The organism is Deltaproteobacteria bacterium, assembly GCA_016875395.1.
In the GTDB taxonomy this organism is placed as follows: domain Bacteria; phylum Myxococcota_A; class UBA9160; order UBA9160; family UBA6930; genus VGRF01.
This window is the reverse complement of the sequence record VGRF01000001.1, coordinates 243,609-257,819: the sequence shown is the minus strand read 5'-3', so window position 1 is coordinate 257,819 and position 14,211 is coordinate 243,609. Positions and strand designations below refer to the sequence as shown.

Sequence of the window (14,211 nt, the reverse complement as noted above, 5' to 3'; positions counted from 1 at the left end):
CGCTGCGCTTGCTAGGCGAACGAGCCCTTCCTGACCGAGATGTTCTTCACGTCGCAGTAGAAGTCGAAGCTCCAGTGCCCGCCCTCGCGGCCGAGACCGGAGTCGCGCGAGCCGCCGAAGGGCGCGGCGAGATCGCGGATGAAGAAGCAGTTCACCCACAGCGTGCCCGCGACGACGCGCTCCGCGATCGCCATCGCGCGCTTCTCGCTGCGCGAGAAGAGCACGCCCGCGAGGCCGTAACGGGTGTTGTTCGCGAAGGCGACGGCCTCGTCGTCGCTGCCGAAGGTCTGCCACGTGAGCACGGGGCCGAACACTTCGCGCTGCGAGATTTCGGCGTCTGGCTTCACGCCGTCGAACAGCGTGGGCTCGAAGTAGAGCGCGCCGGCTTTGTCGCGCGCGCCGCCGAACAGCACGCGCGCGCCCGCGTCCTTCGCGCGCTCGACGAAGCCCTGCACGCGCGCGAAGTGCTCCGCGGTGATGAGCGGTCCGACGCGCGTCTTCGCATCGCGCGGGTCGCCCACCACCATGTGCGCGCAGGCGGCGCGCACCTTCGTGAGCAGCTCCTCCGCGATGTCGCGATGGGCCACGACGCGCGTCCCGGCGAGGCACACCTGCCCCGCGTTCATATACTGCCCCGCGATCGTCTGTGCGGCGGCGTCGAGATCGGCGTCCGCGCACACGATGAACGGCGACTTGCCGCCGAGCTCCGCGGCGAGCGGCGTGATCGAGCGCGCGGCGGCTTCGCCGATCAGACGCGCCGTGTCGGTCGAGCCGGTGAACGAGATGCGGTCGACGTCGCGATGCGCGACGAGCGCTGCGCCCGCTTCCTCGCCGATGCCTTGCACCACGTTCAGCACGCCGGCCGGCACGCCCGCCTCGTGCGCGATGTCGCCGAGCAGCGAGCAGGTGAGCGGCGCCCACTCCGGCGGCTTCGCGACGACCGTGTTCCCCGCCGCGAGCGCGGGGCCGATCTTCCACGTCGTCAGCATCATCGGTGCGTTCCACGGCGTGATCAGCGCCGCCACGCCCGCAGGATCGAAGCGCACGTGATTCACGACCTCGGGCGAATCGATCGTCTGGCCCTGTAGCTTCGTCGCCGCGAACTCGGCGAAGTACGAAATGTTGAGCGCCGCGCGCGGCACGACGCGGTGCGAGTTGCCTAACAACAGCGAGCCGTTGTCCGCGGTCTCGACCGCCGCGAGCTCCTTGCCGCGCGCCTCGATGCCCTTCGCGAAGCGCTGCAGGATCGGGAGCCGGCCCTGGGGCCCGAGCTCCGCCCACGCCGGGAACGCCGCGCGCGCGGCGGCGACGGCAGCATCGACCTCGGCCGCGCCGCCGGCGGCGACGTCGGCGAGATGCGAGCCGTCGATCGGCGAGAGATCAGCGAACCGCCGGCTCGATCCCGCGCGTTTGCCGTTGATCCAGTGGTCGGTCGACACGTCGACGTTCGCGACCTTGACGGAACTCATCGGGGCTCTCCTTCAAGAAGCTCTCGACCAGCGCGAGCGCGCGCTCCTTCGGCGCGAGCAAATGAGCCTGCATGCGATTGCGCGCACCCGAGGCGAGATAGAAGCGCTCGTACTGCTCCCCGCGCCCGCCGAGCGCGGTCGCCGCGAAGTCCCAGGCGAGCCGGAAGATGCGGATGCGCCGCTCGGCGTCGACGTCCGCGCCCTGCAGGTACTTCGCGATCAGCGGTCCGAGCTCGGCGTCGTCGATCTGCGACTTGGTGGGCGTCGCGAGCACGTTGTGCGAGCCGATCAGGCGCAGGATCTCGTTCACGCGCGGCATCCAGAACGGCATGAACTGCTTGATCTGGTTGAGGGGCGTGCCGTTCGGGAACCACACGCCGTTGCCGAAGTGGAACGCCTCGGCCTCGGCGGTCGCGATCGCGGCGCGCGTCAGCTCCGCGTAGCCGAACAGCTCGCCGAGCATCTCGGCGGTGGGCTGGCCCTTGTCGCCGATCGCGCTCGCCATGCGGCAGCCGAGCCCGTACGCGAACTCGAGCTTCGTCTGCGCGCGGATCATCGTCTGCTGCATCACGTTGGGGAACCAGCCGGTCGTCATCACCTGGTTGTAGACGTCGACCTGGCCGTCGATGAACAAGCGCTCGCGCGGGATCTCGACGTCGTCGAAGATCACGAACGCGTCCTGCTCGTCGAAGCGGCTCGATAGGGGATGATCGAACTTGTTACGGCCGCGCGAGACGCTGTCGCGGCACAGGAACTTGACGCCCGGCGTCGCCATCGGGATCGAGAACGAGAGCGCGTAGCGGGAGCCGTCCGCCGGGATCGGGTGCGCGGGGTAGACGGCGAGCTCGTCCGCGAACGGCGCGAGCGTCGCGAGCACGCGCGAGCCGCGCACGAGAATGCCGTGCTCGGTGTCCGCGACCTTGTGCAGCACGACATCGCCGCCGCCCGCCGCGACGTCGGGCTGCGCCTTGTTCACGGTGGGGTGGATGATCGTGTGCGTGAGCGAGATGTCCTTGCGGCGCAGCTCCTTCTGGAACGCGACGAGGCTCGCAGCGCCGCGCTCGTTGCCGTGCAGCGCCCACTCGTCCGCGCGGCCCGCGAAGCCTGCGAAGGTCACGTTCATGTAGTCCGGCGAGCGCCCCATCAGGCCCACGGTGTGCTCGGCGATGCGCTGGAGGCATGCGTGGCGGCGCGCGATGTCCTCGCGCGAGCGCGGAATCATGTGACTCACGTTGATCGGCTCGCCGGTTTCCGGGTCGGGCATCAGGCACTCGGCCGCGTGGTCGTGCTGCAGATCGAACAGCTCGGCCATCGTCTGCGCGGCGCCGGCCAACGCGGGGTGGCTCGCGGCGTCGCGCACGCGCTCGCCGTCGACCCACAGCTCGCGGTCGTCCTTCAGCCCCGCGAGAAACTGCGCACCCGTTCGTGCAGGCATCAGGGCCTCCTCTTTCGCGCCGGCGTACGCGGCTCGAGCGCGCGCAGCTGCACCGCGAACGCGTCGCTCAATCGGGCGAGCGCCGACGCAGCCTCGAGCCCACCCTCGGCCCCGAGCCACTTCTGCAGGCGCGCGATGAACAGCGCGAACAGATTCTCGGCGACGAGCTGCGCGGAGACGCCCGCGTCGAGCTCGCCGCGCGCCTGGCGCAGCGCGATCCGCTCGGCGACGCGCGCGCCCAGGCCGTCGATGAAGTCGAACACCTGCGCGCGATCGGGCGCGGAGACGAACAGCATCTCCTTCACGAACGCGCGCGCGAGCTCCGGATCGCGCTCGTGGTGCTCGATCATCGCGCCGTAGACGTGCAGCAGCTCCGTCATCAGCGACGCGCGCCGCGGCAGCGTCGCGAAGGCGCGCTCGATCACGCGGTCCATCTCCGCGCGGAACAAGTCGACGAGCAGATCTTCCTTCGAGGCGAAGTACAGGAACAGCGTGCCCGCGCCGACGCCCGCCCGCGCAGCGACCTCGGCGGTGGTGGTCGCGGCAAAGCCCTTCTTCGCGAACAAGCCGCGCGCCGCGGTGAGCAAGCGCGCGCGCTTCTCTTGCTTGTTGCGTTCGCGCTTGGGGAGGTCGAGAGCGACGGACATCGGGGCTCGCAAAAACTGAGTGCGCTCAGTTTTCTCGCGAAGCGGCCCTCGCGTCAAGCAGAATTTTCAGCCGCCCAGCACTTCGCGCTGGTAGACGAGCCGGAAGAACAGGATCGCGGCCTGTACGAGCTGGAGGCACAGACCCACGAGATACGCGCCGCTCGGGCGTAGCTCGAGCCAGCCGAACGCAGTGGCCACCAGCGCGAGGCCGACGGCGCCCGGAGCGAGCAAGAGCCACGCAGCAACGCCGCGGTCACCAGGCCGCAGGAAAAACGCGAGCAGCGAGACCACGTGCAGCGCCATCAGCGCGCCGAGCACGGCGCAAAGCGCTCGCCACGCCCACTCCGAAAGAAGTGCGAGCTCGTCGAGCGCGAGCGGCGTGAGCGAGAACACGAGGGCGATCAGCGCGTGGAACACCATGCCGTTGAACTCGTCGCGATCCCAGCGCGAGTCGCGCTTGCCCACCACTTCGACGATCGCCGCGAAGCCCGCGATCGAGACGGTCACCACCACCGGCGCTCACGCGTCCGCCCTCGGCTCCGCATACCAGAGCACGTTCGTATCTCCAGTCGGTGTGTTCTCTGTCTCGCTATCGCAGACCAGCGCTCAGATTTTGGAGCCGCCGGGGGTCGCCCGAGCAAATGCAAATTCGGCTCTGCGCGTCTCGTTCTTTTCCGACGTCGACCTCCTTTTCTCACTGAGCGGCAGCGTCGACTGTTCCGGTAGTTGCACCTCGTTCGTTCAGCTTTACGGCCCCGACGATGTCCTGCTGTTTGACGCGACGACCGTCAGCGGAGCGCAGTCGGGCAGCGTGCAGGGCGTGTTGCTCGCGAATCAGTCTTATTTCTTGTGGGCACGCACGGACGTTGTGGCCGCCCGTACCGCCACGTCGGGCGTGGCCTTCGACGCCGCAACCGGGTCGTGGGACCTCACGCTCTCCTTCGGGACAACCGGCGGGCTGCCCGAGCCGGCGGCGAGCGGATTGCTGGTGATCGCCGCGCTCGGTTTGACGCTCCGTGGGACGCGTGCGCTCCGGCGATCGTCGCCACCGCACGGCCGGCGGTAGTCACCCCTCGAACATCTTCCGCGTACTCGCGCCGATGATCTCCACCACCTGCTTGCGGGGCATGCGATCGAACTGCGCGCGCACCGCGCGGTTGTCCTCGCCTGGGATGCAGATCGGCCCCGCCTCGCGCGCGTTCGTCAGGTGGTCGAGCGCCTCGCGCGCGACGTCGGCAGGCGCGGCGAAAGTCGCGGGGTCGACGAGCGGCTTGTTATTGCGCAGGCCAGGCGTGTCGGTGTTGCCGGGGCAGAGCGCGACCACGTCGACGCCGTGCTCTCGCCACTCCCACCACAGCCCCTCGGCGAGCACGAGGTCGAACGCCTTCGCCGCGGCGTACTCCGCGACCCAGCCCGTGCCCTGAAAGCCCGCGAGCGACGACGTGAGCACCAGCCCGCCGCGTCCACGCCTAACAAGCCGCTCGCCGAGCACGTGACTCGCGGCGAGCACGCCGTTCACGCCGACGCGCACCGCCTGCTCGTGGCGCGCGAGCGGCTGCGCGAGGAACGCGCCCGAGAGCGGCAGCATCGCGGTGTAGACCGCGAGGCCGACGTCGAGGCGCCCGAGCACGCGCGGCAGGCGCTCCGCGAGATCCGGCGCCGCGAGATCGAGGCGCGCAGTCTCCACCTCGACTGCGGCGTTCGCCGCGCGCACGCGATCGCCCGCCGCGTCGAGCAGGTCGTCGCGAACGTCCACGAGCAGCACGTTCAGCCCGCGCCGCGCGATCTCCTCCGCGAACGCGAAGCCGATGCCCTGCGCCGCGCCGAGCACGACACCGTGTGGGCCGTAGCGAGCCGCGAAGTCCGTCATCGCAGGGACCGTGCAGCCATCGGTGCCAGGCACCGATGGCTACCGCGCGAACTCTCGCGCGCCGCGACCCACCCGCCCGCGATGCATGGCCATGGGTGCCTGGCACCGATGGCTACCGCCGTCATTCGTGCAGCCCCCCAAAGCGCGCCGTGTAGCCCGCGAAGCGCGCGCGCACGCGCGCTTCGTCGAGGCCGTACTGTGCGAGCTGATACTCGTGCTTGCCGTGCTTGCCTTCGGGGTTCTCGGCCGCGAACGCGCGCAGCGCCTCACTCGCAGCGCGGGGCAGCGGCAGCGCGAAGTGCGCGTAGATGCGCTCGGCGCACGCGAGCGGATCGCGCGTGAAGTCGGCGTATGGCACGTCGAAGACGCGCGCGGGATCGAGCTTCTCGCGCACCGCGAGGCCGCGGTCGAGCGAGCGCGCGTAGAACTCCATCACCGCAGGGCCGAGCTGATCGCGCGGAAAGTCGAGCGTCGCCATCAGCGCCTCGGTCATCGAGCACGCCGACGCGATGCACGCGACGGGATCGCGGTGGTTCCACACGATCGCGACATCGGGAAACGTCGCGGCGAGCGCGTCGAGACCCCACAAGTGCGCGGGCGCCTTCAGCAGCCAGCGCTCGCCCGGGCGCTGCCAGTCGAGGAGCTGCATCAGCCGCTTCTGGTACGCGTAGAGCCCGCGCAGATCCGCGGCCTCGGCCTGAAACCAGCTCGCGTACGGCTCGACGAAGATCTCGACGCCCATCTGCACGCCGTGCATCGCGTACGCGTGCAGCAGCACGCACTCCTCCGGCGTGTCGGCGCTCGTGAAGTGGATCTTCGTGAACTCGGGGCGCTTCTCGCGGCCCTGGGCGTAATAAGCGTCGATCGCGGCGCGCCGCGGATCGGGTGTGCCGGGCGGCAGCGCGAGGGGATCGGGGCACTGCGTCTCCCAGAGGCGCAGCGGGCGCGCCGCAGGGTCCGCCCCTAACAAGCTGAACAGCGCCGACGTGCCCGAGCGCGGCAGGCCCGTCAGCACGACGGGCTGCTTCACGGGGCGCGCGAGGATCTCGGGATGCTGCGCGAGCGCAGCCTCCACCTTGAGGCGCGTCGCGAGCAGGTTCACGAGCCGCCGCCGATTGCGTGTGCGGCCCTTCTCGCTCCACGCGGGCGACTCGTACGTCGCGCACAGCGCGCGCAGGCCCGGCAGGAAGTCGTCGCCGCCGAAGTCCTCGAGCTTCGCAGCGGCGCGCGCTTCCGCGATCAGCACCTCGGCGGCGAACGTCGCCGCGCTCATTTCGCGACGTCCGCGAGCTTCACGACGCGCGCCTGCGGATCGGGATGCGACTTCGCGCGAATCCAGCGCACGCACATCGTGCCGCTCGAGTGCCCGCAGGTATCGAGCCAGTTCGGCAGGCCCGGATCGCGGTGCGCGGCGATCGCCCTAACAGTTCCGTTCGCCGCGTACTGCGCGGTGTGCTTGTTGATGTGGATCTTCGCGAAGCGGTAGTCGAGCGACTCCATCCACCAATTCGCGAGCTGAAAGTTCCAGAAGTCGCACTCGGGCGGCGCGAGGTCGACCACGAGCGCTTCGTCGGGCGCGAGCACCCAGTGCGAGTGGTAGTAGGCGATGTTCGGGTCGCCGCCGGCCGCGAACGCGACCTCGTGCGGAAAACGTGGCAGCTGATTCGTGTGCTTCGTGAAGCCCTCGCTCCACTTCTGGAACAGCTTCGAGGTCCCTAACACCATCTTCGCCGCGCCCTGCAGCATGCGGTCGAAGCGGACGGGATCGAGCGGCTTCACAGGCGCGGCGCCGCCGATGCGCTCGATCTTCACCTGCGCCGGCTCTTCCTTCGCGTGATCGAGGCGCGTCTGGCGGATCTGAATCATGCGCGACTCGGGCTCCATCGGGAGCCAGTTCACCTCGCCCGCGGGCTTCTCATGGCTCGCGACGATCTCGAACGCGCCGCCCGCGCCGAGCTTCATGTCCTTCGCTTCGAGGTAGCCCGTCGTCTGCAGCGAGCCGGTCGAGGCGTAGTTGCCCTTCTGCGAGCCGAAGCCGAGGTAGTGCACGGACCCGCGCGTGCCCCAGATGCGGTAGTCGTGCGCGCCGTTCACCGGCGCGTTGAGATAGATGTTGTCCGGGCTGTCCATGCCCATCTTCACCGTCTCGCCCGTCGTGCGCTGGAAGACGGGATGCTCCGCGTCCGAGGCTTCGACGTAAGTTTCGAGCCCTGCCCGTAACAACCGCGTCAGATAGCGATAGCCCTCGGCACGATCGAGCGGATCGTTCGGCGTGGAGCCCGCGAGCACTACCGCGCCCGCCGCCTTCAGCGTGTCGCAGAACTCTTCCCACGCGCGGCCGTCCATCACGCGCTGCACGGGATCTTGCTGGCTCATCGCTCTCTCCTCGCGAAGCGGCCCAGCTTATCGCGCTGGGTGTGAACGGATTCACATCGTGAAGCGATCTCTGCGGCGGATGATCCGCGCGGGTTTCGCAAAGGAGCAGCGATGCAGGTACGGGTCGGCTCGTTCAATCTCGAGAACCTCTTCAACCGCTACGCGCTGCTCGACGAGCCCTGGCAGAACCGCGACTACGACAAAGTGGTGGCGGCATACGACATCGCCTCGATAGCGAGCCGCGACGGCGACCTCGTGTCGTACGAGCTCACGCAGCTTCAGCGCAACAACACCGCGCTCGCGATCGAGCACGCACGGCCCGACATCCTGGTCGTGCAGGAGGTCGAGAACCTCATCGCGCTACGGACCTTCAACGACAAATACCTCGACGACTATTTCGACCGGCTCGTGCTCGTGGATGGCAACGACCCGCGCGGCATCGACGTCGGCCTCCTGATCCGCGCCGGCTTCCAGGCGGAGATCGTCGGCGTGCGTACGCACATCGACGACAACAAGAACGGCAAACAGGGCGGAGTGAAGCGCTCCGCGAATCGCGCTTTCGGTTTCACCGCGAGCAACGCGATCTTCTCGCGCGACTGCCTCGAAGTCGACGTGAAGGTCGGCGGCGTGGTGCTCACGCTGCTCGCCAATCACCTGAAGGCTCAGGATGGGAAGGCGAGCTCCGTCACGCGCAGGCTCAATCAGTCGAAGCGGGTCGCTGCGCTGGTCGACGCGAACATTGCGGCGGGTCGCAAGCCCATCGTTCTTGGCGACCTCAACATCGACTCGAAGGCGAAGCAGTACGACAAGTCGCTCGACCCTCTCGTGAAACACAAGAAGCTCGCGGACACCGACCCGGCGGGCGACTGGACGCACTACTACGCGTCCAAGAAATCCGTGAGCCGCCTCGACTACATCCTGGCGGACAAGACGCTGACCGCCGGGCCGATCGAGATCGTGCGCGACGGCCTCACGACGAAGTGCAAGCAATACACGGGCAACCGCTTCCCGACGATCGGGCCGGAGCACACGGAAGCGAGTGACCACTGCGCAGTGGTGGTTCCGTTCGACGTTTGAAGAGCGCGCCGCGATAGCGTGGCCGCATGGCACCTCGCTACGGGCTCCAGCTCTACACCCTGCGCGACGACTGCGCGCGCGACCTCGAAGGCACGCTCGCGTTCGTCGCGCGCTGCGGCTATGCGGGCGTCGAAGTCGCGTCGACGCACGACCTCGGCGCGCGGCAGTTCCGCGCCCTGCTCGACGCGCACGGCCTCGCGGTCGCGTCGATGCACGCGATGGCGTTCGGCGATGAAGCTCCGCGCGCGTTCGAGATGGCGCGTGAGCTCGGCGCGCAGCTCGTCGTCGTGCCCTTCGCACACCCGAATCGCTTCGCGAGCGCGCGCGAAGTGGCCGAGCTCGCGAGCGAGCTGAACGCCGCGAGCGAGGCGGCGCGAAAGCACGGCCTGCGCCTCGGCTACCACAACCACTTCTGGGAGTGGCGCGCGCTCGAAGACGGGCGCAAAGCCTACGACGCGCTCGTCGCGCAGCTCGATCCTCGGGTCGAGCTCGAGCTCGACGTGTACTGGGCGACCACCGCGAAGCGCGATCCCGCCGCGCTGATCCGGGAGCTGGGGCCGCGCGTGACGCGTGTGCACCTCAAGGACGGGCCCGCGGACAAGTTCGAGTCGCCGATGGTCGCGCTCGGCGACGGCGTGGTGGACCTAACGAGCGCGATGCAAGCCGCCACGCGCGCGGACTGGATGCTGGTGGAGCTGGATCAGTGCGCGGGGGAGATGACGGAAGCGGTGAGGAGGAGCGCGGAGTGGCTTCGCTTGCCGCGAGCGGCCGAGGGAGCGTCTGCGCGCTCTCCGTCCGCGACCTCGACCGAGACGTGATCGAGCGACTGACGCGTTCGATCAAATCGCCAGCACCGTCCTCACGCCCTTCGCCGCGCGCAGATCCGCTAGCGCCTCGTTGATCTCGCCGAGCGGGCGCTTGGCGGTGATGAGGGCATCGAGATCCAGCCTCCCCGCGCGCCACAGCGAGAGCAGGCGCGGGATGTCGCGCACGCTGTTGCAGTCGCCGAGCAGCGTGCCGCGGATCTTCTTGCCCATGCTGGCGACGAGCGCGGCGGGGGCGAGCGTGACGGCTTGGTCGATCGGCGGCGCGCCCACGACCACGATCGTCCCGCCCATGCGCGCGGCGAAGAAGCACTGCGTGACGAGCGCGGCGACGCCGGCGGCCTCGAAGCAGTAGTCGGCGCCGATGCCGCTCGTCAGCTGCTGCACGGCGGCGATGGGATCTTCCTTCGTCGGGTCGATCGCGTGCGTCGCGCCGAGCGCTTTCGCCGTCTCGCGCCGCGCGGCGACCGGGTCGCTCACGATCACTTGCGCCGCGTTCGCGAGGCGCGCGCCCTGCACGACCGAGAGGCCGATGCCGCCGAGGCCCGTAACGAATGCGGTCGCGCCCTCCTCCACTCTCGCGGCGTTGAGCACGGAGCCGACGCCGGTCTGCACCGCGCAGCCCACCACGCACGCGACGTCGAGCGGCGTGTCGCTCGGCACCACCACCGCCCCGGTCGCTTGCGTCACGGTGTACTCCGCGAACGCCGCGACGTTGAGGCCACGCCACACCTTCTCGCCCTTGCGCGAGAGCCCGGTCGTGCCGTCCGGAAATGCGCCCGTCATCACGCCCATCGCGAGCTTGCACGTGCTGAACTCGCCGCGCACGCACCAGTAACAAGTGCCGCACGGCGGGCACGGCGTGAGCACGACCTTGTCGCCCGGCTTGTGCGTCGTGACGCCCGCGCCCACTGCTTCCACGACGCCCGCGGCCTCGTGCCCGAGCACGATCGGCGTGGTCATGCCGGCGTCCATCACCGTCACGTCCGAGTGGCAAATGCCGCACGCGTGCACGCGCACCAGCACCTCGCCCGCGCGCGGGTCGCGAATCTCGACATCGTCCACCAACTGGACGGGCTTTCCCTTCTCGACGTGCAGCGCGGCGCGCATGGCGGCTCCTTCGTTCGACGTGAAGCGCGGCAACGTAGGGCGATCGCGCGCGCGAATCGACGACGTCCGCCTACGATGCCGGGCTTCGAGGTGCTGCAATTGCGCGTGATGGTCACAGGCGGAACGGGCTTCACCGGCTCGCACACGGTGCGTGCGCTGGTTGCTGCGGGGCACGAGGTGCGGCTGCTCGTGCGCGATCGCGAAAAGGTGAAGCGAGTCTTCGCGAGCGACGCCTTCATGCCGAGCGACCTGGTGTTAGGGGACGTGGTCGACGACAGCTCCGTCGCCGAGGCGATGCGCGGCTGCGACGCCGTCGTGCACGTCGCAGCCCTGGTGGATCTGCGACGCAAGATGGCGGCGCGCGTGCTCGAGACGAACGCTGCGGGTGTGGAGCGCGTGGTGGGCGGCGCGGCGAAGCGCGGCGTGCCCCGCATCGTGTACGTGTCGAGCCTGTCGGTGTTCTTCAAGCCGGGCCCCGCGCCCCTAACACCTGAGAGCCCGATCGTGCCGGCTGCGAGCGCGTACTCGCAGTCGAAGGTGGACGGCGAGATCGCGGTGCGACGGCTGCAGGAAGCGGGTGCGCCGATCCGCATCTCGTATCCCGCCGGCATCATCGGCCCCGACGATCCGGGCCTGACAGACGGCAACAACGCGATGCGCGCTTGGATCGCGCAGAGCGCGATCGACACCGGGGGCGGCTTCCAGCCGGTCGACGTGCGCGATGTCGCGGCCCTCCACGTGAAGCTGCTCGAGCTGCCGGACGGCCTGCATCGCTACGCCGCCGCGGGTCCGATGATGAGCTGGGCCGAGAACTACGCTGTGATCGAGCGCGTGACGGGGCGCAAGTTCCGCATGCGCGTCGCGATCTCCGGCAAGCGCATGCGCACGCTAGGGCGCATCGGCGACGTGGTGAAGCGCGTCGTCGACTTCTCGTTCCCGTTCACGCTCGACGCGATGGTGTTCGCGACGCAGTGGCCCGGCGTCGACGCGAGCCGCACCACCCGCGAGCTCGGACTGCGCTTCCGGCCGGTGGCGGAGACGTACGCCGACACGATCCGCTGGCTCGCGCGCGCCGGCCACATCCCGCGAAAGCTGGCGGGGCGGCTCGGGGAGTAGGCGAGCGACGAGACGTTTCGGCCGGGCCGATTTGTCGCATCGGCCGGTCATTTTGGCCCGGCCGGTTTGTCACTCCCCGCTCGTTTTGGCCCGGCCGAAGTGATCGCCCTGCCCTCAAGCTCGGCCTGCGCCCGCCCGAAAAGCTTCGCAATGGCAACGGCTTGGAAGCGGGAAACGCCGGTTCGTGAGGGCGCAGACGCGGCGCAGAAGCGCGCGCGTGTGCTCGTGGTCGACGACGACGCGGGCATTCGCCGCGCGCTCGCGCGCCTGCTCGAGCGCGACGGGCTCTCGGTCACCGCCGTCGGCTCGGCCCGCGAGGCGCTGAGTGCGTTCGCGGATCGCGCGCCTGATCTCGCGGTGCTCGATCTCGGCTTACCCGACGCGGACGGCATCGAGCTGTGCGAGCAGCTGCGCGCGCAGCCGAGCGGCCGAGATCTGCCGATCATTCTGCTCACGGGCAGCGACGCGGGTGACACTCTCGCGCGCGCCTTCGACGCCGGCGCTTCGGACTTCGCGCGCAAGAGCGAGCCGCTCGCGGCGCTCGTGCACCGCGCGCGCTTCCTGTTGCGCGCGCACCGCGACCGTGCGGCACTGCTCGCGAGTGAGGCGCGGCTGCGCGACGCGCAGGATCTCGCGCGGCTCGCGAGCTGGCGCTTCGCGCTGGAGATGCGCGCGCTCTCCGGCGGCGCAGAGCTGTGGCGCTTGTTGGGGACGGCGCGCGGCGTGCTGCCCGCGATCGCGGAGGCGGAACGCGAGTCGCTCGAGGCGAACATGCGCGAGTGCCTGCGCAGCGGGCGCGTCGTGGGCGGCGAGCTGCTGCTCGCGACGAGCGGCGCAGACGCGCGCGCGCTCCGCTACCGCATGCGCCTCGCCTTGAGCGAAGACGGCGAGCCCGTCGCGCTCGAAGGCGTCGTTCAGGACGTGAGCGCATGGCGTCGATCGGAGACGCGCGCCCAGTTCCTCGCCGACCACGATGTCGCCACCTCGCTGCCGAATCGCGCGAGCTTGCTGCGGGCGCTCGAACGCTCGATCGCGAGCGCGCGCGAGACGCAGGGCGAGATCTCGCTCGTCGCGCTCGGGCTCGATGGGAGCGAGCGCATCGCCGAGACGCTCGGCGCGAATGCTGCGGCCGAGCTGCGACGCGAAGCCGCGCGACGCCTCACGGGCAATCTCGAGGGCTTCGTCGCACTCGTCGATGAGGCGAGCTTCGCGCTGGTCTCATCCAGCCCCGCCAGCGCGGAAGCGGCGCACGCCAGCGGCGAGCGCGCACTCGCGCTGCTCGACGCGCCGTTCCGCGTCGGCGGTCACGAGGTCTACCTCTCCACGTGCGCCGGCGTCGCGCGCTTTCCGCACGATGGCGGCGACGCCGAGGCGCTGCTGCGCGCCGGCGAGCGCGCGCTCGCACAGGCGCGCCGCGGCGGCCCGCGCGTGCAAGCGCACAGCGCCGAGACGAGTGCCGCCACGCTGCGCCGCTTCACGCTCGCGAGCCGGTTGCGCACTGCCATCGAGCGCGGCGAGCTCGTGCTGCACTACCAGCCGAAGCTCGCACTCGACAACGGAGTGATTACGGGCTTCGAGGGGCTCGTGCGCTGGGACGAGCCCGAGCTCGGAATGCTCGCGCCGGGAGAGTTCGTGCCGATCGCCGAAGAGAGCGGCCTGGTCGGCCGGCTCGGCGACTGGGTGATGCGCGAAGCCTGCCGGCAGATCGTCGCCTGGCGCGACGCCGGGCTCGGCGACGTGCCGATCGCGGTGAACGTCTCGCCGCAGCAGCTGCGCCGCGAGGGCCTCGCCGCGCGAGTCGCAGAGTTGTTACGGGAAAGCGGCGCTCCCGCGCATGCGCTCGGCATCGAGATCACCGAGACCGCGCTGCTCGACGACCCCGAGCGCGCGATTCGCGAGCTGAAGGCCCTTCGCGAGCTCGGCATCGAGCTCGCGCTCGACGACTTCGGCACGGGCTTCTCCTCGCTCTCCTATCTGCGCAGGCTGCCCGTGCAGATCGTGAAGATCGACCGCGAGTTCGTGCGCGAGATCGCGACGCGCGAAGACGCCGCGGCGCTCACGGCCTCGATCGTGGCGATGGCGAAGGCGCTCTGGCTGCGCGTCGTCGCCGAGGGCGTCGAGCAGGAATCCGAGCGCGAGCTCGTCGGCATCTGGGGCTGCGAGGAGGCGCAAGGCTTCCTGTTCAGCCGCCCCGTTCCGGCGCCCGAAGCGGAGCGACTCTGGCGCGAGCGCGGACCGCACTCGCAGCGAGCGAGGGCGGCGCTGCACTAGCGTTTTCCTCGCGCCG

At 69.9% G+C, this 14,211-nt stretch carries 13 protein-coding genes; 5 read left to right on the top strand and 8 right to left on the bottom strand.

Annotated elements, in window-relative coordinates; all coding sequences use genetic code 11:
• Nucleotides 1–11: 11 nt before the first annotated feature.
• The 4 genes from FJ091_01330 to FJ091_01315 form a co-directional block, all read right to left on the bottom strand.
• Entirely contained in the window at nucleotides 12–1,469 is a 1,458-nt protein-coding gene (locus FJ091_01330; GenBank protein ID MBM4381986.1) for an aldehyde dehydrogenase family protein, read from the bottom strand.
• Nucleotides 1,381–2,904 carry a 4-hydroxyphenylacetate 3-hydroxylase gene (locus tag FJ091_01325; GenBank protein ID MBM4381985.1) on the bottom strand — a complete coding sequence of 508 codons (1,524 nt, stop codon included), beginning with the start codon at nucleotides 2,902–2,904 and terminating at the stop codon, nucleotides 1,381–1,383. The genes FJ091_01330 and FJ091_01325 overlap by 89 nt, the downstream gene beginning before the upstream one ends.
• Entirely contained in the window at nucleotides 2,904–3,551 is a 648-nt protein-coding gene (locus FJ091_01320) for a TetR/AcrR family transcriptional regulator (protein ID MBM4381984.1), read from the bottom strand. The genes FJ091_01325 and FJ091_01320 overlap by 1 nt, the downstream gene beginning before the upstream one ends.
• Before the next feature lie 66 nt (nucleotides 3,552–3,617).
• Nucleotides 3,618–4,058 carry a hypothetical protein gene (locus FJ091_01315; GenBank protein MBM4381983.1) on the bottom strand — a complete coding sequence of 147 codons (441 nt, stop codon included), beginning with the start codon at nucleotides 4,056–4,058 and terminating at the stop codon, nucleotides 3,618–3,620.
• Nucleotides 4,059–4,125: 67 nt separating this feature from the next.
• On the opposite strand from FJ091_01315, the gene FJ091_01310 reads away from it, so the two are divergent.
• The gene (locus FJ091_01310; protein ID MBM4381982.1) at nucleotides 4,126–4,617 is read left to right on the top strand and encodes a hypothetical protein; all 492 of its coding nucleotides are present in this window, start codon (nucleotides 4,126–4,128) and stop codon (nucleotides 4,615–4,617) included.
• Here FJ091_01310 and FJ091_01305 read toward each other — a convergent pair whose 3' ends face one another.
• The 3 genes from FJ091_01305 to FJ091_01295 all read right to left on the bottom strand — a co-directional run bounded on the left by FJ091_01305 (nucleotide 4,618) and on the right by FJ091_01295 (nucleotide 7,797).
• On the bottom strand, nucleotides 4,618–5,421 hold the full coding sequence (locus tag FJ091_01305) for an SDR family NAD(P)-dependent oxidoreductase (GenBank protein MBM4381981.1): 804 nt from the start codon (nucleotides 5,419–5,421) through the stop codon (nucleotides 4,618–4,620).
• A gap of 121 nt (nucleotides 5,422–5,542) precedes the next feature.
• Entirely contained in the window at nucleotides 5,543–6,694 is a 1,152-nt protein-coding gene (locus FJ091_01300; GenBank protein ID MBM4381980.1) for a sulfotransferase, read from the bottom strand.
• Nucleotides 6,691–7,797: a hypothetical protein gene (locus FJ091_01295; GenBank protein ID MBM4381979.1), complete on the bottom strand. Its 1,107-nt coding sequence runs from the start codon at nucleotides 7,795–7,797 to the stop codon at nucleotides 6,691–6,693. The genes FJ091_01300 and FJ091_01295 overlap by 4 nt, the downstream gene beginning before the upstream one ends.
• Nucleotides 7,798–7,908: 111 nt before the next feature.
• Here FJ091_01295 and FJ091_01290 point away from each other — a divergent pair, with 111 nt between their 5' ends.
• The gene (locus FJ091_01290) at nucleotides 7,909–8,874 is read left to right on the top strand and encodes an endonuclease/exonuclease/phosphatase family protein (protein ID MBM4381978.1); all 966 of its coding nucleotides are present in this window, start codon (nucleotides 7,909–7,911) and stop codon (nucleotides 8,872–8,874) included.
• 26 nt (nucleotides 8,875–8,900) lie between these two features.
• Nucleotides 8,901–9,692, top strand: coding sequence for a sugar phosphate isomerase/epimerase (locus tag FJ091_01285; GenBank protein ID MBM4381977.1), 792 nt, complete (start codon nucleotides 8,901–8,903; stop codon nucleotides 9,690–9,692).
• A gap of 21 nt (nucleotides 9,693–9,713) precedes the next feature.
• Here FJ091_01285 and FJ091_01280 read toward each other — a convergent pair whose 3' ends face one another.
• Complete coding sequence (locus FJ091_01280) at nucleotides 9,714–10,808, bottom strand: Zn-dependent alcohol dehydrogenase (protein MBM4381976.1); 1,095 nt, start codon at nucleotides 10,806–10,808, stop codon at nucleotides 9,714–9,716.
• A gap of 108 nt (nucleotides 10,809–10,916) precedes the next feature.
• Between FJ091_01280 and FJ091_01275 the strand changes: the two genes are divergently transcribed.
• On the top strand, nucleotides 10,917–11,924 hold the full coding sequence (locus FJ091_01275; protein ID MBM4381975.1) for an NAD-dependent epimerase/dehydratase family protein: 1,008 nt from the start codon (nucleotides 10,917–10,919) through the stop codon (nucleotides 11,922–11,924).
• A gap of 150 nt (nucleotides 11,925–12,074) precedes the next feature.
• Complete coding sequence (locus tag FJ091_01270) at nucleotides 12,075–14,195, top strand: EAL domain-containing protein (protein ID MBM4381974.1); 2,121 nt, start codon at nucleotides 12,075–12,077, stop codon at nucleotides 14,193–14,195.
• The last annotated feature ends 16 nt before the right edge of the window (nucleotides 14,196–14,211 follow it).

What these genes read in the sequence shown, in the direction of transcription:
- FJ091_01290 (MBM4381978.1), top strand. Translation starts at nt 7,909, where the DNA reads ATGCAGGTACGGGTCGGCTCGTTCAATCTCGAGAACCTCTTCAACCGC.
- FJ091_01330 (MBM4381986.1), bottom strand. Translation starts at nt 1,469, where the DNA reads ATGAGTTCCGTCAAGGTCGCGAACGTCGACGTGTCGACCGACCACTGG.
- FJ091_01325 (MBM4381985.1), bottom strand. Translation starts at nt 2,904, where the DNA reads ATGCCTGCACGAACGGGTGCGCAGTTTCTCGCGGGGCTGAAGGACGAC.
- FJ091_01305 (MBM4381981.1), bottom strand. Translation starts at nt 5,421, where the DNA reads ATGACGGACTTCGCGGCTCGCTACGGCCCACACGGTGTCGTGCTCGGC.
- FJ091_01300 (MBM4381980.1), bottom strand. Translation starts at nt 6,694, where the DNA reads ATGAGCGCGGCGACGTTCGCCGCCGAGGTGCTGATCGCGGAAGCGCGC.
- FJ091_01270 (MBM4381974.1), top strand. Translation starts at nt 12,075, where the DNA reads ATGGCAACGGCTTGGAAGCGGGAAACGCCGGTTCGTGAGGGCGCAGAC.
- FJ091_01295 (MBM4381979.1), bottom strand. Translation starts at nt 7,797, where the DNA reads ATGAGCCAGCAAGATCCCGTGCAGCGCGTGATGGACGGCCGCGCGTGG.
- FJ091_01280 (MBM4381976.1), bottom strand. Translation starts at nt 10,808, where the DNA reads ATGCGCGCCGCGCTGCACGTCGAGAAGGGAAAGCCCGTCCAGTTGGTG.
- FJ091_01320 (MBM4381984.1), bottom strand. Translation starts at nt 3,551, where the DNA reads ATGTCCGTCGCTCTCGACCTCCCCAAGCGCGAACGCAACAAGCAAGAG.
- FJ091_01285 (MBM4381977.1), top strand. Translation starts at nt 8,901, where the DNA reads ATGGCACCTCGCTACGGGCTCCAGCTCTACACCCTGCGCGACGACTGC.
- FJ091_01275 (MBM4381975.1), top strand. Translation starts at nt 10,917, where the DNA reads ATGGTCACAGGCGGAACGGGCTTCACCGGCTCGCACACGGTGCGTGCG.